18 protein-coding genes and 1 other RNA gene are annotated in these 19,866 nt (G+C 28.0%); all 19 read left to right on the top strand.

Annotated features, from left to right (window positions below; genetic code table 11):
* Window positions 1–18 precede the first annotated feature (18 nt).
* Window positions 19–501, top strand: a complete 483-nt coding sequence (locus ACQRD5_RS07570; protein ID WP_294170532.1) for a GNAT family N-acetyltransferase — start codon at window positions 19–21, stop codon at window positions 499–501.
* Window positions 502–771: 270 nt separating this feature from the next.
* Complete coding sequence (locus tag ACQRD5_RS07565; RefSeq protein ID WP_294364024.1) at window positions 772–1,596, top strand: endonuclease VIII; 825 nt, start codon at window positions 772–774, stop codon at window positions 1,594–1,596.
* 188 nt (window positions 1,597–1,784) lie between these two features.
* Window positions 1,785–2,116: a transfer-messenger RNA gene (gene ssrA, locus ACQRD5_RS07560) on the top strand.
* Between the two features lie 492 nt (window positions 2,117–2,608).
* Window positions 2,609–3,163, top strand: a complete 555-nt coding sequence (locus ACQRD5_RS07555; RefSeq protein WP_320901108.1) for a TaqI-like C-terminal specificity domain-containing protein — start codon at window positions 2,609–2,611, stop codon at window positions 3,161–3,163.
* Between the two features lie 14 nt (window positions 3,164–3,177).
* Window positions 3,178–4,518: an N-6 DNA methylase gene (locus ACQRD5_RS07550; protein ID WP_320901110.1), complete on the top strand. Its 1,341-nt coding sequence runs from the start codon at window positions 3,178–3,180 to the stop codon at window positions 4,516–4,518.
* A gap of 132 nt (window positions 4,519–4,650) precedes the next feature.
* Window positions 4,651–6,204, top strand: a complete 1,554-nt coding sequence (locus ACQRD5_RS07545) for a class I SAM-dependent DNA methyltransferase (RefSeq protein WP_320901112.1) — start codon at window positions 4,651–4,653, stop codon at window positions 6,202–6,204.
* A complete protein-coding gene (locus ACQRD5_RS07540) occupies window positions 6,188–7,384 on the top strand; it encodes a restriction endonuclease subunit S (RefSeq protein WP_320901114.1) in 1,197 nt (398 codons plus the stop codon). The genes ACQRD5_RS07545 and ACQRD5_RS07540 overlap by 17 nt, the downstream gene beginning before the upstream one ends.
* A gap of 16 nt (window positions 7,385–7,400) precedes the next feature.
* Window positions 7,401–10,556 (top strand): type I restriction endonuclease subunit R, encoded by a 3,156-nt coding sequence (locus ACQRD5_RS07535; protein ID WP_320901117.1) that lies wholly within the window; start codon window positions 7,401–7,403, stop codon window positions 10,554–10,556.
* 153 nt (window positions 10,557–10,709) lie between these two features.
* Window positions 10,710–11,048 (top strand): hypothetical protein, encoded by a 339-nt coding sequence (locus ACQRD5_RS07530; protein WP_320901119.1) that lies wholly within the window; start codon window positions 10,710–10,712, stop codon window positions 11,046–11,048.
* Between the two features lie 11 nt (window positions 11,049–11,059).
* Window positions 11,060–11,356, top strand: coding sequence for a hypothetical protein (locus ACQRD5_RS07525; RefSeq protein ID WP_320901120.1), 297 nt, complete (start codon window positions 11,060–11,062; stop codon window positions 11,354–11,356).
* Between the two features lie 56 nt (window positions 11,357–11,412).
* The gene (locus ACQRD5_RS07520; protein ID WP_320901122.1) at window positions 11,413–11,709 is read left to right on the top strand and encodes a DUF960 family protein; all 297 of its coding nucleotides are present in this window, start codon (window positions 11,413–11,415) and stop codon (window positions 11,707–11,709) included.
* A 20-nt stretch (window positions 11,710–11,729) separates the two neighbouring features.
* Complete coding sequence (locus ACQRD5_RS07515) at window positions 11,730–12,323, top strand: hypothetical protein (protein ID WP_320901124.1); 594 nt, start codon at window positions 11,730–11,732, stop codon at window positions 12,321–12,323.
* A gap of 19 nt (window positions 12,324–12,342) precedes the next feature.
* Window positions 12,343–12,480, top strand: a complete 138-nt coding sequence (locus tag ACQRD5_RS07510; RefSeq protein ID WP_167875039.1) for a hypothetical protein — start codon at window positions 12,343–12,345, stop codon at window positions 12,478–12,480.
* A 163-nt stretch (window positions 12,481–12,643) separates the two neighbouring features.
* Window positions 12,644–13,981, top strand: coding sequence for a hypothetical protein (locus ACQRD5_RS07505; RefSeq protein WP_271825704.1), 1,338 nt, complete (start codon window positions 12,644–12,646; stop codon window positions 13,979–13,981).
* Between the two features lie 218 nt (window positions 13,982–14,199).
* On the top strand, window positions 14,200–15,798 hold the full coding sequence (locus ACQRD5_RS07500; protein WP_427746658.1) for a DNA polymerase: 1,599 nt from the start codon (window positions 14,200–14,202) through the stop codon (window positions 15,796–15,798).
* Between the two features lie 14 nt (window positions 15,799–15,812).
* A complete protein-coding gene (locus ACQRD5_RS07495; protein ID WP_124228600.1) occupies window positions 15,813–16,193 on the top strand; it encodes a hypothetical protein in 381 nt (126 codons plus the stop codon).
* 16 nt (window positions 16,194–16,209) lie between these two features.
* Complete coding sequence (locus ACQRD5_RS07490) at window positions 16,210–17,871, top strand: DNA primase family protein (RefSeq protein ID WP_320901131.1); 1,662 nt, start codon at window positions 16,210–16,212, stop codon at window positions 17,869–17,871.
* Window positions 17,872–18,046: 175 nt separating this feature from the next.
* Window positions 18,047–18,223 carry a hypothetical protein gene (locus ACQRD5_RS07485; RefSeq protein ID WP_271825708.1) on the top strand — a complete coding sequence of 59 codons (177 nt, stop codon included), beginning with the start codon at window positions 18,047–18,049 and terminating at the stop codon, window positions 18,221–18,223.
* A gap of 18 nt (window positions 18,224–18,241) precedes the next feature.
* Entirely contained in the window at window positions 18,242–19,816 is a 1,575-nt protein-coding gene (locus ACQRD5_RS07480; protein WP_320901134.1) for a recombinase family protein, read from the top strand.
* Window positions 19,817–19,866: the final 50 nt, after the last annotated feature.

Below are 19,866 nucleotides of genomic sequence, written 5' to 3'. Positions count from 1 at the left end.
TTTGAAAGGGTAAATAATATGGGAAATATAATATTAAAGGAAATGTCTTTACAAGATTATAATGATTATACTGAAGCAGCAATTAGTAATTATACTGAAGAATTACTTTTAAGTGGGAGATTTAAAAATTATAATGAAGCTTTAGATTTTTCAAAGCTTGAATATTATGATGTATTTAAGGATGGCTTTAAAACAAAAGATATTTTTCTATATAATATTAATCTTCTTAAAGAAAGTATAGGGATTATATGGTTTATAAAAGAAAAAAACTGGGGATTCATTGGAGATTTTCTTATCTATAAGGAATATAGAGGTAATAAACATGGATATAATACTTTAAAGTTATTAGAAGGTAAAGCAAAGGAATATGGAATAAAAGAATTACGATTAGGAGTGTTTAAGCATAACCTAAATGCAATTAAACTTTATTTAAAAGTAGGATATACTATACTAAAAGATGGGAATAAGAATTACATAATGGCAAAGAAACTAAATTTGTAAACTTTAAATGTTTAATAAGTTTATTAAAATATAATAAAGTTTTAAATGGTTATATTAAATTAATATTTTAAACTAAGAAATAATCAGATTAAGTCATGAAGAGTTTCATGGCTTTTTTATATTAAGATATTTATTGTATTATTTTAGTTATAATTATTAAATATAAGTAAATTATTTATAAATATGGTAAAATTAAATAAAATATAATATTAAAACTGAGAAAAATATTAATAGAAAAAGGTTATATATTACTTAAAAGAGGTGAAAATTATGTTGGAATTTCCAGAGGTGTTAACTATAGCAGAGGAGCTTAGAAATAGCATTGTTGGAAAGAAAGTAAAAAATATTTTGCCACCATCTAAGGTTCATAAGTTTTGTTGGTATAATGGAGAGCCTGAAAAGTATGAGGATTTAATAAGAGGTTGCGAGATTATAACAGTTGAGGGCTTTGGAATATTTGTGGAAATACATTTTGATAATGGGTATAAACTTTGTTTTAATGATGGCGTAAATGCACGACTTATGAAATGCGAAGACACATTAAAAGCATATCAATTACTAATAGAATTTGAGGATAAATTAAAGCTTGTTTTTACTGTAGCAATGTATGGAGGCATAATTCTTCATGATAATAATTATGATAATGAATATTATAAAAAGAGCAAGGAATCAATAAATTTATTTTCTTCAGATTTTGAAAAATACTATTATAAAATTCTTAAGGAAAGTAAACAGAATTTAAGTGTTAAAGGATTTCTAGCAACAGAACAGAGATTTCCTGGCATAGGAAATGGAGTATTGCAGGATATTTTATTTGAAGCAGGTATTCATCCAAAAAGAAAAATAAGTACATTAAATGATGATGAGAAGGATAAATTATTATCTTGTGTAATTTCAGTTATTCAAAAAATGGTTAAATGTGGTGGCAGAGATACTGAAAAAGATATTTATGGGAATAAAGGCGGTTATAAAGTTAAGATGTCTAAAAATTCTATTTCAGAAGGGTGCCCAAAGTGTGGTAGTGAAATTGTAAAAGAAACATATTTAGGTGGTTCAATTTATTATTGTCCAGTATGTCAACCATTTATAAAGTAATAGTTATAAATTGGGGAAAGTATTCATTTTAATTATGCTAATTCTAAATTTAAGTAACAAAAAAAAATGGAAATTATTAGATAAAATGTATCATTTAAGATTGTTGACAGAAAAATTTTTATAATATATAATTACAAACGTAATGAAAATTGAATATTCGCGTTAAACTAATTTTAACCTGGGGGCGTTTTGGCTTCGACGGGGGTAAGATGGGTTTGATAAGCGAGCCGAGGGAAGCATGTGTCCTCGATAATAAAGTATGCATTAAAGATAAACGCAGAAGACAATTTTGCATTAGCAGCTTAATATAGCCGCTCATCAGCCCAGGGTGCCCACGCTCTGGATCACTGGTGTCATTAAAGTGGGGAACGAAGTTTAGCAAAGCTTTGAGCTAAAGGGGTATTCATGAAGCTAGGGAATTAGGAGTTTGTTTGTGAGCGAACTAAGGACCGAAATTTTAGTCACAAACTACGCTCGTAGAAAGTCAGATTGGTCTGCTTTCGGACAGGGGTTCGATTCGTAAGATGAGTCGCCTTATGAAGTGATTCATAAGTGATAACTTGGCTTTATCGGTGAACCCGTAACAAGTAATGTTGACGGCAATACCGAGAGGTATGTGAAGAAATTCAACAGCCTCCTATCGACTTATAGGTTCCTAAAGTGAAAACTATGGAATACTAGGATAGAAGACATAAACTAAATTGAGCTTCTATAATACGCCAAGTACCATTTAGAGATAAATGGTAAAGATATAGTCAGTGCCATTAAGAAATTATGGATGCACATGACCCCTCGCCTCCACCACAGAAACCTCGACAACTAGTTGTCGAGGTTTTATTATATTAATAAAGATAACAGTTAGTTTTCATGCTAACTGTTATCTTTTTTTTGACGACATTATTTTAAGCAAGAGCTAAATTAAAAAAAGTATTGACATTAAGCAAGAGCTAGATTAAAATTAAGGCATAAAGAATAACAAAGCAAGGACTTGCTTGATGAAAGGAAGAGGTTTATGAAAGTATTAAATGTTTGTAATTTGAAAAGTGGTTTCCAAGGAAAAATGGATGAAGGAAAAGATTTTAAGGTAGTAAAGCTTAAAGATATAACTAAAGATGGAATTATAAAATATGAAGAATTAGAAAGTTTTAATTCCAATAAGGTAAATGAAAAGTATCTACTAAAAAAGAATGATATCATTTTAAAAGCAAAGAGTGGTGATAATACAGCTGCATTAATAAAAGAGGATATTGATAATGTAGTAGCTGCTTCTCATTTTATAGTTATCACAGTAAAAGATGAGAGTGTATTAAATCCAGAATATTTAGTGGCGTATTTAAATTCTGAATATGCACAAGACTATTTTAAGAAGAATGCAGAAGGAACAGCATTGCCAATAGTTAAAATTAAAACTTTAGAAGAGCTTGATATAAAAGAGATTGATATGGATAAACAATTAGAGGTTGCTAATATGTATAACCTTATTAAAGAAGAAAAATTAACTATGGAAAAGCTGATTGACAATAGAGAAAAACAATTTAAAGCTTATTTAAGAAAAGTATTAGATTAGGGGGAATGAGTATAATGATTAATATTGAAAAATATATAGCTGAAACAACATGGAAAGGGCTTAATGTTTTAAGGGGACATTTAGATTTAGGAATAGCACAAGGTGTATTAAGAGAGTTATTATTCTTAAGATTATTAAATAGTGAGATAAATAGAGATAGCTATTTTGCAGAAAGAATAGACGGAAGAATTCAATTTAGTAACACTGAAGAGTTATTTACACAACTTAATGAATTTATTAAAAAGAACACAATTTTAAATGAGTTATTTGAAGATATATATAGTATTAGGAATAATAATGATTATAGATTTTTAGATAATGTAATATCGCTATTAAATGATGTGGATTTTGATAATAAAGATATGCAGTTAGATATTTTATTTAGAAATTTCTTAGATATATCACCTAAGTTAAAGTCTTCAATAAATACTACATCTCCAAGTATTAGAGAGTTAATTAGTGAATTATTAAAAAATAGGGAAATAAGAAATTTATATAATCCAAGTGTAGGTTATGGTAGTCTTTCTTTACAAGTTGCATCGAAGCATAAATGTATTAGTATTTATGGGCAAGATATTAATAATGAAATGATAAGAATATGTAAGATGCAATTAATATTAGATAAAAGAATTGAAGAGTTAGATAATATTAATCAAGGAAATACAATTGTTAATCCAGGCAATATTGATGAAAATGGATTAAGAAAATTCGATTGTATAGTCTGCGATCCACCATATGGATTAAGAGATTGGGGATATGAAGAGATATTAAACTATGACCCATATAATAGGTTTCATAGAGGAATGCCATCAAAATCATTAGGAGATTATGCTTTTATAACACATGTTATTGAAAGTTTAAATAGTGAAGGTATTGCTATTATGATTGAACCAGCTGGTGTTTTATTTAGAGAGGGGGCAGAAGGTATTTTAAGACAAAAGTTTGTTGAGGAAAATCTTATTGATACGGTAATAGCATTACCAAATAACATGATGTTTGGGACAGCTATACCAGTAAATTTAATAATATTTAATAAAGCAAAGAAGGAGAAGGATATACTATTTATAGATGTTGCAAAAGAAGTAATGGTAAATAAGGTATTAACTACTTTGTCTGAGGAGATGGTGAAAAGGATTGTTAAAGTGTACGAAGAGCGTATAGATATTGGAGGATTTTCTAGAAAAGTTGATATAGATGAAATTCAATTAAATAACTTTAATTTAAATATTCAAAGGTATATTGAAGATGTAAATGAAAAAGAAGCTTTAGATATCAAAGAAATAGGTAAAGAAATTGAATATTTAACAGTAAAATTACAAGGAATACAGACAGAAATAAATCAATTTTTTAAATAAAATATAATAACTTGTCTATAAGGTTATTATCAAGTTAAATTAAGATAGTAACCTTATTAACATATAAAATATCATCAATAAATGTTAAAATAAGAATAATTATATGTAAAAAAATAGTATGGAGGAATATACATGGCAAAAGCAAAAAAAGAAAAAAGTATGGAAGAAGCATTATGGGAATCTGCTAATAAATTAAGGGGATCTGTAGAATCAGCAGAATATAAACATGTTGTACTAAGTCTTATTTTTTTAAAGTATGTTAGTGATAAATTTGAAGAGAGAAAACAAGAGTTAATAAATGAAGGTAAAGAAAGATATATTGATATGACAGAGTTCTATACTATGAAAAATGTATTTTATTTACCTAAGGAATCAAGATGGTCATATATAATAGAAAATTCAAAACAAAATGATATAGCTTTAAAGATAGATACGGCATTATCTACAATAGAAAAAAAGAATCCTGTTTTAAAAGGAGCTTTACCAGATAACTATTATTCAAGATTAAATATAGATGTAAGTAAATTATCTTCATTACTTGATGAAATTAATAATATAGATATTACTAAAGATAATGAACAAGATGTAATAGGTAGAGTTTATGAATACTTCTTAAGCAAATTTGCAATAGCAGAAGGAAAAGGTAAGGGAGAATTCTATACACCTAAGTCAATAGTTAATTTAATAGCTGAAATGATAGAACCATATAAAGGAAAGATATATGATCCAGCTTGTGGATCTGGAGGTATGTTTGTTCAATCTATGAAGTTTATTGAAAGTCATAACGGAAATAAAAAAGATGTTTCAGTATATGGTCAGGAATATACAAATACAACATATAAACTAGCTAAGATGAATTTGGCTATTAGAGGGATTTCAGCAAATTTAGGTGAAAAAGCAGCTAATACATTTTTAGATGATCAGCATAAAGATTTAAAGGCTGATTATATAATGGCAAATCCACCATTTAATCAAAAGTCATGGAGAGAAGCTGATGAATTATTAGATGATCCAAGATGGGATGGATACGAAGTACCACCAACATCAAATGCAAACTATGGATGGATACTAAATATAGTATCTAAAATGTCTGAAAATGGAGTTGCAGGATTCTTACTTGCCAATGGAGCGTTAAGTGGTGGAGGAGAAGAATATAAAATAAGAAAACAACTTATAGAAAATGATTTAGTAGAAGCAATAGTAATATTACCAAGAAACTTATTCTATACTACTGATATTAGTGTAACTTTATGGATATTAAATAAGAATAAAAAAGAAAGAACAGTAGAGTTAAATAATAGAGAGAGAAAATATCGTAATCGTGAGAATGAAATATTATTTATAGATTTAAGACAAGAAGGAATACCATATGAAAAGAAATATGTTCAATTCTCAGATGAAGATATAGAAAAAGTTTGTAATGTTTATCATGGATGGCAAGAAAATAATTATAATGATATTCCAGAATATTGTTATAGTGCTAAATTAGAAGAAGTTAGAAAAAAAGATTATTCATTAGTTCCTAGCAAATATATTGAATTCGTAAATCGTGATGAAAATATAAATTTTGATGAAAAGATGAATAACTTAAAAGAAGAATTTACTAAGTTGCTTAAAGAAGAGGAAACTTCTAAGGAAGAATTATTAAATGTTTTTAAGGAGTTAGGTTATGAAATCAAATTATAAAATGTTAGGAGATTATATACGAGAAGTAAATGTTAGAAATACTGAATTAAAAGATTTAGATTTACTTGGGATAAGTATTCAAAAAGAATTTATTCCATCTATTGCAAATACAATAGGCACAGATATGTCAAAGTATAAAATAGTTAAAAAAAATCAATTTGCATATGGTACTGTAACATCGAGAAATGGTGATAAAATATCAATAGCATTACTTCAAAATTGTGATGAAGCATTAATATCACAAGCATATATTAGTTTTGAAGTAATAGATGAAAATATATTATTACCAGAGTATTTAATGATGTGGTTTAGAAGAGAAGAATTTGATAGATATGCTAGATATATGAGTTATGGAAGTGCTAGAGAAGTATTTTCATGGGAAGAAATGTGTAATGTTAAACTTCCAATACCATCAATAGAAAAGCAAAGGGAAATAGTGGAAGAGTATAATACAATACTAAATAAAATTGAATTAAATGAAAATAAAATTGCAAAATTAGAAAGTTTAGCGCAGACTATATATAATCAATGGTTTGTTGATTTTAAATACCCGGATAGTGATAGAAAGTTAGTATTCAATGAAATATTAGAGTGTGATATTCCTTTGGGATGGAATGTTGAAAAAATAGCTAATATTATTTCAGTTAAAGATGGAACTCATGATTCACCAAAAGAAGTTAAAGATGGGTTCCCGCTAGTAACATCAACTCACTTGAATTTATATAATTTAGAGCTAGATAAAACATATAACATTTCAGAGGATGATTTTAATAAGATAAATAAAAGAAGTAAAGTAGAAAAAAATGATATTTTATTTAGTATGATTGGAACAGTAGGTTTAATAAGCTATATCTTATATGATGAAGTAAATTTTGCAATAAAAAACGTAGGGCTATTCAAAACATCAGAAAGAAGAGATATAGCAGAATACATTTTGTTTTATTTAAAAAGTAATTATATTAAGGATTATTTAAAAGCAAGTTTAAGTGGAAGTACTCAAAGTTATGTAACACTTGGATTGTTAAGGGAGTTACCTATTATAATTCCAGCAGATAATGTTTTGATGAAATTTAAAGAAGTAATAGAGAGTATTATACAAAATATTAATTGTAATGTTAATGAAAATTTGTTGTTGGACAAATTAAAAAAATTATTATTAGAGAAACTTTCAAGTTTATGAGATGGGGGAATAGTTATTGGAAAAAAAGTTTGATGAAGAAAAATTAGAAGAGGCTATACTAGAACTTTTTGAATTAGATCAGTATAGTTACATCAAAGGAGATGAGTTAACTAGAGAAAAAGAGGAGGTATTAATAAAATCTGATTTAAGAAACTTTTTATTTAATAGATATGAGAGTGAAGAAATTACATATAGTGAGGTGGATGGTATAATCAAACTTTTAGAGAATATGCCTTCATCAACTATATATGATAGTAATAAAAAAATAATTAATATGATTTCTGAAGGTTTTACTATTAGAAGAGAAGATAGTAGTAAAAAAGATTTGTTTATTCAATTGATTGATTTTGAAAATGTTGAAAATAATATATTTAAGATAGTTAATCAAATGGAAATAAAGCAGTATCATGATAGAATACCTGATGCTATTGTATATGTTAATGGATTGCCTTTAGTTGTATTTGAATTTAAAAGCGCTATTAGGGAGAATGCAACTATATATGATGCATATAAGCAGCTTACTATAAGGTATAAAAGAGATATTCCAGAATTATTTAAATATAATGCTTTATGTGTTATTAGTGATGGAGCAAATAATAAGATGGGTTCATTCTTTGCTCCTTATGAATTCTTTTATTCTTGGAGAAAAGTTGAGGGTGATGAAAAGTTAGAGAAAGATGGAATTGACTCTTTATATACAATGGTAAATGGACTATTCAATAAAGAGAGGTTTATAGATGTAATTCATAACTTTATTTATTTTCCTGATACAAGTACAAAAGATGAAAAGATAGTACCAAGATATCCTCAATACTATGCAGCTAATAAACTATTAAAAAGCGTAAAACGAAATATGAAACCACATGGAAATGGTAAAGGCGGTACTTATTTCGGAGCAACTGGATGTGGTAAGAGTTATACAATGTTGTATTTAACAAGGTTATTAATGAGAGATGAGGAATTACATAGTCCAACAATAATATTAATAACAGATAGAACAGATTTAGATGATCAATTATCTAAGAGCTTTGTTAAAGCAAAAGAGTTTATAGGAGATAATAATATAATTAGTGTTGAAAGCAGAGCAGATTTAAGAGAAAAATTACAAAATAGAAAAAGTGGAGGAGTATTCTTAACTACCATTCAAAAGTTTAGTGAAGATATTGAGATACTTACAGACAGAACTAATGTAATTTGTATATCAGATGAAGCACACCGTTCACAAATTAATTTAGATCAAAAAGTAAAAGTAACTAAAGATGGTGTAGAAAAGAAATATGGGTTTGCAAAATACCTTCATGATTCATTACCTAATGCTACATATGTAGGATTTACAGGTACACCTATTGATGAAACAATGGCAGTATTCGGTGAGATTGAAGATTCATATACAATGATAGAGGCAGTTTATGATGAAATAACAGTTAGGATAGTTTATGAAGGCAGAGCTGCTAAAGTTACACTTAATGATAGTAAGTTAAAAGAGATAGAAGATTACTATAAACAATGTGCAGAAATAGGAGCAAATGAAAATCAAATAGAAGAAAGTAAAAAAGCAGTTGCTAAAATGGATAGTATTCTTGGAAATCCAGATAGATTAAAACTTGTGGCAAAGGATTTCGTTGAACATTATGAAAAAAGAGTAGCAGAAGGTGCTAGTATAATTGGTAAGGCAATGTTTGTAGCTTCTAATAGAGAAATTGCTTATAACTTATATAAGGAAATAATTACACTAAGGCCAGAATGGGCTGAAGTTAAGGAATGTGAAGATGGAGCAGTTCTATCTGAAAAAGAAAAAAAATCAATTAAACCAATTGAAAAAATAAAAATGGTTATGACTAGGAATAAGGATGACGATAAGGATTTATACGACCTACTAGGAACTAAAGAATACAGAAAAGAATTAGATAGACAGTATAAAAAGGCTAAATCAAATTTTAAAATTGCTATAGTAGTTGATATGTGGCTTACTGGATTTGATGTACCAGAACTAGATACTATTTATATTGATAAACCTATACAACAACATTCATTAATACAAACTATTTCTCGTGTAAATAGAGTATACGAAGGAAAAGAAAAAGGACTAGTTGTAGATTATATTGGTATAAAGAGTAACATGAACTTAGCATTAAAGAAATATGGACAAGTAAGTAATGATAATTTTGAAGGTACTGATGAAGCTATAGTAATAGTAAAAGATCAACTAGATTTATTATCAAAACTATTTTATGGATTTAATACTAATGGATATTTTAATGGCACTCCATTAGAGCAGTTGCAGTGTTTAAATAAAGCTGTTGAATTTGTTCAGCGAACAAAAGAAGTTGAAAAAAGATTTATGGCTATTTCTAAAAAATTAAATTCTGCATATAGATTATGTTGTACATGTGAAGAAATAACATCAGAAGAAAAAGATAAAGTTCATTTTTATCTTGCAGTAAAGTCAATTCTTCATAAATTAACTAAGGGTGATGCTCCAGATGCAGCTCAGATGAATGAAAAAGTAAGAGAGATGATAAATGAAGCTATTATTAGTGAAGGTGTAGAGGAAGTATTTAAATTAGATAAAAATGATTCTCAAGAAAATGATGATATTTTTAGTGATGAATATTTAGCTAAAGTAAACAAAATAAAGTTACCAAATACAAGAATAAAATTACTTCAAAAGTTACTTAATAAAGCAATAAGTGAATTTAAAAGAGTAAATAAGATTAGAGGAATAGATTTTTCAAAGAGGATGAAAGCCTTAGTTGATTTATATAATGAAAGAAAAGATTTCGAAAGCATGAAAAGTGATGTATTAGATGATTTGGCTGAAAAATTAGCAGATTTATTTAAAGATATTGTTAAGGAAAAAAATTCATCAAATGATTTAGGAATAAGTTTTGAGGAAAAGGCATTTTATGATATTTTAAAAGCTGTTGCAGAAAAACACGATTTTGAATATCCACATGATAAGTTAATAAATTTAGCAAAAGAAATAAAAGAAATCGTAGATGATAAAGCTAAATACACCGATTGGGCTACTAGAGATGATATAAAGGCAGAGTTAAAGGTATCAATAATATTAACTTTAGATGCTAATGATTATCCACCGGTTCCATGTGATGAAGTATTTAAAGAAATATTTGAACAAGCTGAGAATTTTAAAAAGTATAGTATGGCATAAATAATATAAAAGAGATAGATTATATAAGACGTAATCTATCTCTTTTATAATGAAATAAAGGTGAATTATAAATATATATTATTATATTGAAAGGATATCTATACTAGATAGATAATTCCTATAGGTTCATAAAAAGTAATGGAGGTAGTATTAATGAGAAAGATTAGTAAGTTAAGCCATTTGAGTGAAATAAGTTTAGAGGGTGAGGTGGCAAAAAATATTGAACAGCAATTAAATATTTTAGATGAGAGCTATGGGACAGAAAGAAGTATTGATTCGGATTTAGGAGGATATGTATTAGTACTAGAAAGTAAGGACGATGTTATTGAAGCAAAAGAAAACATATTGAAAGATACTGTTACAGAGTATGTTGATAATATTGAATGTGAAGGAGGTAAGCAATATTGTTTATCTCTTTTTATTTTGTCTTCAGATTATGCAGTGGTTGTTGTTGCCACTAAAGAATTAATGGATATTCTTATAGAAGAGTAGGAGGTGGAGAGGTGGCAAAGAAAGCTATTAAGGAAACTAAGTATTGCTCATTGATTTCGCAAAGTATAATTGCAGATGAGGAATATACTTATGCATTAGAGAAAATTATAGTTAAACCACAAGGCAATAGGGAAGAATTAAGATTTAGTGTATACAAAGATCAGCAACGATATGGTATGAAATTACTAGTAAGACCACTGGATCTTCAAGAAGAATTATTTTTACAACTGTTAAAGAAAGCATTAGAAGATAACTTGTTTAGTAAGAAGTTTGTAGCACAATTAAAGAAATTAATTAACGAAAAGTAAGGTGTAATTATTTGTATTAATGATAATTACACCTTTATTGTTTTGGAGGATTTATTATGTTTGATAAAGAGAATAGATATATAACAAGAGGCATTAATGAAAAAATAGATTTACAATTACAGATATTACTATGGAGTTTAGTTGATGATTTGAAGGTAGAAAAGGACTATTTGCAAGTTTTTAAGTTAAGTAGAGTTGGTGATGTTATAAATATAGAACATACACAAGAAGTTCCAGAGTATAAGTCATTCATCAAAGTTAATGCAAAAGACTTAGAGTTTAAAGAAGAGATAAAGATATATGTAATAGATTCAGGAGTTTATAGCACAATGTTGCTATCAGAGGAATATTAAGGGGGGGAAGGGGAAGAGTTATGCTGAAAAATAAATCAAAGATTTTAAATGTATTCTTTATGAAGGATTTAACTAAGTTAATTGAAAAATATAATAACATGGACAAAGATATAGTAGAAAAGTTAGAGGCTTTAGTGGCAAAGGTGGATGATAATGAGATAAAAGAAACTTTAATGAACGATTTAGATGCAACTTTAGCTTTAGTAGATGAACTAGGGGAAGAGGTGGATGATGATGTTATAAAAATATATTTCTTTATTAAAAATAATATAAAGGAAATTAATTTAATAGAAGCAAAAGCAATATATGAAGAAATTGCTTTCAGAGGATATTCAAAGCTTGATGATATTATTATGTATTCTAAGCTAAAAGATCTAAGGGAGTATGTTAGTGATGAGATAGGTGAAATACTTGGCTCATCTTATCACATTGACAGATTATTTGATAAGGATACCATTATAGATTACTTTTTAGAAGGTACTTCAATTGAAGAAATAGCTAGAGAAATGATAGATAATTATGATGAATATGAGGAAGTATTAGATATAGAGCCAGAGATAATGTTTGAATCAAAGTATGGGCAAACATATTACTATGCATATGTAAATAATTAGTTGTGGAGGAGATATAATAATGAATGTAATATTAATTATACAAATAGTAGCTATGGTATTAGAGTTAATTGCTAAAGGATTAAGTGAATCTGAAGCTGTTAGTAAAGCTAGTAGTGTGTTTAATGTTTCGGAGAGCTTTATAAGAAAATTTCTATAAATTTAATAAAAATTATACAAATATTATTTAAGTATTTGTATAATTTTTTTTTTGCACTTCTAAAGTGTTTATAGATAGCTACTTTGCCACCTATACCACTCTACTTTCTTTAGTAATAATATTTGAGTATAATTATATAAAAACTATATAAGTAGGAGATGTTATGAGATTAGAAAATGCAATAAATTATAGATTAGTTTCACTGGTAGCAAGTTTTTCAGTAGCAGATAGATGGGGATATAAGAATAATAGCGATGGGTATAAAGAGCTAGAAAGAGTGTTTAAGGAAAAATATAAATTAATAACTCTTGAGGAGTTTAAAGATGAAATTATTTTGGCTTGGATAGGAGAATCATATAATAAAATAAGAGTAAAGAGATCTAAGGCACAAATACTAGATGAAGATATAAGTAATGAAGAAAATAGAAATTTGTTTAATAAGATATGTAATAAGGTAAAAAGTCAAAATAAAGAAAATTTATTAACTGGTATACCTGAAGAAATTATAGAAAATAAAGAAGTTGTAACAGATACAATAGATATTATAGATAAAGTATTTGCTAATATAATGGAATCGGCTAAAAATAAAAATGTTAAACTTGAATTTGATAAAGAAGATTTTGATGACATTACTTTAGCGATGACATGTCTAGAAAATCTGAAAGACAAATCTCAATTAGATGATTTTGATAGTGATACATTTCTAGAAGGTTTTTTAAAGGTATATAATAAGAAAATAAATCATGCAGAGATGCCAGCTAAAATTTACACAGAAAAAATGTTGTTAGAAATAAAGACAGACTTCAATGCTAGGCTTAATACTATGCCAATTAATAAGAAATCTAGAAATAGAACAAAAGAAACTATTTTTGATAAAATGGATTATGCTAAAGTATCAGAAATGACACTTGCAGATTTTTCAACAGGTTATGATGAATTAGTAGATTTGTATTATGAAATTAACAAGGATATACATTCTATAGATGGTCTAATAAAATTTTACAATATAGAAAGTAAATATAATTTGATATTTTATATAAATATAGTAATAGATCTATATGAAGATGCTAGTTTATCAAAAAAAGAGTTGGCAAGGCAGATTTCAAAATTAGCATTGATGGATTTAGTTATATATCGCCCTTCTAAAATGAGATTTGAAATTAATAAGTTAATATATGCTTTTGGTAAAGAAGATGAAACATACAAGAGCTTGTGTAATGAGATTAGTGAATTATTAATATTAAAAAATAAAATTGTTAATGATTTATTAGAAGTAGGGGCTTTAGATTTCATAGATTTAAAGGATGAGGCTTTTAATGCTATAACCTCAAAGTCTAAAGAAGAAATAGCTAATCAAATTAAGAAAGTTGATGTAGTAAATTATTTAGGTTTTAATGATGATAAAAAAATGAAACAAAGAATATTAAAGAATTTAAAATACTTAATTGAGAATAATAAAGAAATATTACTAGAAAGAAGCACATTAAGAAACAGAATATAATACATAACAAATATAGATACTTTAATTTAAATTAGAAGTATCTATTTTTTTTATTTGTTAAAATACTTTAATTTACAAAAATGTAAATTAAATTTTGGATCTAGAGTTTTAAGGTGGATAAATTAATTACTAAAAATTATATACTCTAACTGTAGCAAACGAGCTATAAAACATGATCTTTAAAAAGTTAATAACATGCATTTAAGGAGGTAAGGTACATGAAGAATAATGAAGTATTCTTTTTTGATACAGAAACTGATTCGTTAGACTTTAGAACTGGAAAGATAAAATTAATAGCTTTTTCTAAGGGACTTAATGAAGTGGTCACAACAACAAGTGTAGGTGAAAGACTTAAAAGTATTTTGAATGATAAGAATATTATTAAGGTGTTTCATAACGCTAAGTTTGATGTTGGATTCTTTCAGAGTAAGTGCCATAGAGTAAACAATTATCATTGCACACTACTTATGGCTCAAGTATTAGGCGAAGAAAAGTTAAGCTTAAAAGCTTTAGCTAAAAAATATCTTGATGTTGATATGGACAAGTCCATGCAACATAGTGATAACTGGCAAGAAACTGAGATAACTCAAGAGCATATTGATTATGCAGTAAAGGACGTTGAGTACACTAGGGCTTTATACTATAAACTTTTAGATTTGCTTGTAGAGAATAATCTTTTAACTGTTTATGAAAGAGAAAGAAGAGCTCTACCAGCTATAGTAATGCTTGAAAGTAATGGTATTAATATGGAGTTTGATAAATGGAATGCTAGATTAGATGATGATAGAAGGTTGGCTATTGAATTAGAGATTAGGATTAAAGACTTACTTAATAGGAAAGAGTTAAATCTTAATTCGCCAAAGCAGTTAGTTGAAGCTATTGCAGAGTATGGGATTAAGCTACATTCAACATCAGATGATGAGTTAGCAAAATATTCTGATGAACACGAAGTAATCAAACTTATTAGGAAGTATAGAAGACTTCAAACAAAGATTAAAACCTATGGTGAAAAGCTAAAAACATTCATTAATAATGATGGGAGGATAAGAGCAGACTGGAGATTAATAGGTGCAAGTTCAGGAAGAATGTCTTGTAATAATCCACCACTTCAAGCTATGCCAGGAAATAGTAGAGAGTTTTTTGTTGCAGATAAGGGCTACAAGCTAGTGGGATCAGATTACTCACAGATTGAACTTAGAGTTCTAGCGACTATTTCTAAGGATGAGGCTTTGAAGAGTTATTTTGACAATGGTATAGATCTTCATTTAGGAACAGCAAGTTTAGTCTTTAAGAAACCAATAGATGAAATTTCTAAAGAGGAAAGACAAGTTGCTAAAAGCTTAAATTTTGGAATAGTATATGGAATTACTGCTTATGGTATTCAGAAAAATCTTAGAAAAAGTGGTGTTGATACATCATTAGAGGAGGCAGAGGAATATAGAATAGAATTTCTTAATGTTTATCCAAAGGTAAAAGAACTTCAAGATGCTTTATTAAAAGCAGATTATATAAAGACATTAGGGGGAAGAAGGTGGCAAGGTGGTAACTTATCAATGACTCAAAGATTAAATTTACCTATTCAAGGTTCGGCTGCAGAAGGTTTAAAAGAAGCTTTAGCATTACTTGTTGAAAAAATGAAAGATTCTTGGAGATTAGTTGCGGTGGTACATGATGAAATACTATTAGAAGTACCAGATGATGAGGCTGAAGAAGCAAAAAATATTTTAGAAAGTTGTATGGTTGAAGGAATGAAAACTGTAGTCAAAGATATTCCAATTATTGTTGATAGTTCAGTAAGTAATAATTGGTGTAAATAAGAGGAGGATTACAAATGATTTTTAGAAATAACAAAGAAGTATTAGGAACATCTGGGGTGAAGGCTACTTTAAATGAAGGTGAGTATGAAGCAATAATAAAAAGAATAATTTACTTAAGAGATTGCAAAACAGATTGGGGGTTTAGAGATTTTCTTGAAGTAATTTATAACATTAGTGTTGGAGTTACAGAACAGGAAAAGAAAGAAAAGATAATGGTATCTCAAGCAGAAAAGTCGAAGTGCTTCAACTTCTTAATGGATGTATATAATGGCAATATTCCAAATGAGATAAACATTGATGAGTTAGCAGGTAAGAAATGTACATTAACTATAAAGCATAATACTGATGAAAAAGGTAATGTGTATGCAAATATAGTAGAAAGAAAATTTAACTAACTTAGGAGGAATTAAAATGTTAATAAAAACATCAGAACAATTAGTAAAAGAGTTTATAACAGAAGAAATTGTAGTTAAGGGATGCCCTGATAACTTATACAAGGTACTAGCTTTAATAGAGCAAATAAAACAATCAGGAAATAGGTTGGCATATGTTAAGCTAAAACAACACTGTGATATTGTAGATGAGAATTTATTCTCATCTATAATGAAAGTATTTTTGAAGGGCATAGATATAAAAAAAGATCAAGTTCAAGAAGCAGTAGAGATATCAATTGATGATGCATTGGTAGATGAGTTAAAAACTATAGTTATTAATAGTAAGGCAATAGCATTGGGATTTTACTATGACGAAAAAAATAAGCTTAGATTAAATACTAACAAGTGTATTTCGTATCTAAGAAAGATTGCTGAATTTATTATTAAGCATGGAGTTTTAATGATATATAACCAAAAGGAAGGTATTTATCAAGAGCTTAATGATGAATTAATGGGAACTATACTAAGGTATCTTATGAATACAGCTATACCAGATAGTTGGAAAAAAGTCTATGAAAGGGACATTATTGATGGGCTAATGAGAGAGGTCCCTAGAGTTGATACTAACATTATAGATGATACATTAATTGCTTTTAATAATGGAGTTTATAATGTTGTAACTAAGCAATTATTGCCACATGATAAAAAGTATATGTTTACTAGCAAATCTCCAATAGATTATCTTAAAGATGCAGATTGTCCAATATTTAAAAAGGCAATTAAAGAAATAACATGCAATGATGATGAATTATTATCATGTCTTCAAGAAATATTCGGAAATGCTTTAATTAATAATACTAAGGCTGAAAGGGCATTCTTCTTTACTGGAGTAGGATCTAATGGGAAGAGTTTCTGTTCAGAGGTGCTTACTGAAATTGTTGGAGTCAACAATGTTAGTAATATACAACTATCTAAATTCTCCGAAAGGTTTGGAATAGAAGGTATAGTAAGTAAAACACTTAATATTGCAAATGAAAATGAACTTGGAGGAGCTATTAGTACTGAAAATCTTAAAGCATTAATAAGTGGAGATACAATAAACATTTCAAGAAAATTTAAACAAGCTATCAATTATAAGTCTACAATTAAGTTGATATTTTTATTAAATACATTACCAGATACTTTAGATAATACTCATGGGTATTATAGAAAAATTCTGATAGTTCCATTTAATAGAGTATTTAAACCAGAGGATATTGATAAGAAATTAAAAGAAAAGGTATGCACTGAATTAAGCGGTGTACTTAATTGGTGTCTTGAAGGAGCAGAGAGACTTATCAATAATGATTATAACTTTACAGAAAGTAAAGCTATAGAAAAAGTAACTAAGGCTTACAAGGAAGAACAAAATCCAGTAGAAGCTTACTTAAATGAAGTTCTTGTGTATGAAGAAGGGAGCAGTGAAACCAAGAAAGCTATACTAGATGCATATAAGTCTTGGATAGAGGGTGAAGGCATCTCAGCAAGAGGCACTGATTCACCACAAAGATTTTGGAGAGCTTTAAATAACTCTACTAAAATTAATTTAAATTATGAGTTAACTTATAAGAAAATTGCAGGTACCTTATATTTAAGAGACTTTAAAATAGATTACTCTAAATTACCGAAGCAAGAAGTTAAATATACCTTTAGTAATTAGGGGATAAGTGGCTAAGGTGGAGAAGATTTTTTTCTAGCCATGATAATTAATTGATTTAGTTTTTCTTAGATTAAAATTATTGACCACTTAGCCACCTAACCACTTCAAATTTAGGTGTAATAAATAAGATTAATAAGTATATATCATAATAATGAATACTAAGGAGGAAAATTTAATGAAAGAATGTGTTAAAACTACTATAAGCAGAGAAAAGTTATATGAAAGGAATTATACAAGAGATAGTGTAGAAAAAATTAAATATGATCAAGAAGCAAATAGTAGAATAAAATACAATTCTTTGGTTAAGGTATTAGCCTCTATGTATTTAGACTCTCCTAAAGGAGAAGTATAAATATAAGGAGTTGATTTAATGGGACAACCTAATTATCTTGAAATAAAAAGGGCGTGTGCATATATAAGGTATAGTTCTGATAATCAGAGGGATGAAAGCTTAGAAGCTCAAATAAGAGCCATAAAGGAATTTGGTAATGCTAAGGGATATGAGATAGTAAAGGTTTATCAGGATAAAGCTAAGTCAGCAACTACTGATAGAAGACCAGGTTTTCAACAAATGATTAAGGATAGTGCCAATGATATATTTGATGTAGTAATAGTGCACAAGCTAGATAGGTTTTCTAGAGATAAATATGATAGTGCTCAATATAAAAGAAAATTAAAGCAAAATGGGGTAAAGCTAGTTAGTGTTACTGAAAATCTAGATGATAGTCCAGAGTCAGTTATACTTGAAAGTGTTATTGAAGGTATGGCTGAATATTACAGTAAAAATCTTGCTAGAGAAGTAATGAAAGGAATGAAGGAAACTGCATATCAAGCTAAACATACAGGAGGGCTTCCACCTTTAGGCTATGATGTAAATGAAGAAAAGAAATATGTAATAAATGAAAGAGAAGCTGAAAGTGTAAGATTAATATTTGAAATGTACACAGCTAGATATACTTTAAGTCAAATGGTAGACGAATTAAATTCAAGAGGATTTAAAACTAAAGCAGGAGCCATTTTTAAGCACAACAGCATTAATAGTGTTCTTACTAATGAAAAATATACTGGAGTTTATATATTTAATAAATCAGCTAAAAAGGATGCATATGGAAGAAGAAATAGTCACCTTCAGAAAGATCCAAGTGAAATAATTAGAATTGAAGGAGGTATGCCACAAATTATAGATAAGGAGCTATACGAAAAAGCTCAAGAAATTCTTAGAAGTAGGAAGAAGTCAAAAGCAGTTAATAAGGCTAAGGAAAGCTATTTACTATCTGGGATAATTAAATGTGGAGAATGTGGCTATGCTATGTACGGAAATCGTAGACAAGCTAAAAGTAAGCCACTATATGTATCCTATAGATGTGGCTGCAGAAAGCGTACAAGTAGCAATGTATGTAGCAATAAGGAAATAAGAAAGGAGTACATTGAAGAATATGTTCTAACAGAACTTGAAGCAAGAATATTCAATGATAAATCTATTCCACTGTTAGTAGAAGGAATTAATGAGGAGCTAAAGAAACAAAGTGAAGGAGATGAAGATAAAAGAGGAATTATAGAAAAAGAACTTAAAGACATTGAAAAACAAATAGGTAATATAGTAATGGCTATAACGAATGGATTTATCCAAGAAGAGTTTAAGGTTAAGATGGAGGAGCTAAAAGAACGAAAAGCTTACTTAGAAGGTAAGCTAGTGGATATAGAAGCAAGTCAATCAGTTACTAAAGTTACTGAAGAAGATATAAGAGGACTTTTAGCTGGTTTCAAGGAATATGTAGTATCTAAGAATATCCCAGAATGTAAAAATTTCATACAAGATTTTGTTAAAGAGGTTATAGTATATAAGGCCCACGTTGAAGTAGTATTCAACGTGGGTTTTAATTATATAAAGGAAAATAGATATAGTATAAAAACAACTAGAAAGAAAATATATGTAGAAAATTAATATACATTAAAATAGATAAATGTGGTAAAATTTACTTATTAGAGAAAAAG

The sequence above is a fragment of the Clostridium sp. SGI.024 genome (assembly GCF_050315195.1).
In the GTDB taxonomy this organism is placed as follows: Bacteria; Bacillota; Clostridia; order Clostridiales; family Clostridiaceae; genus Clostridium.
Note: the sequence above shows the minus strand (reverse complement) of the source record. Positions and strands in the feature narration are given on the sequence as shown.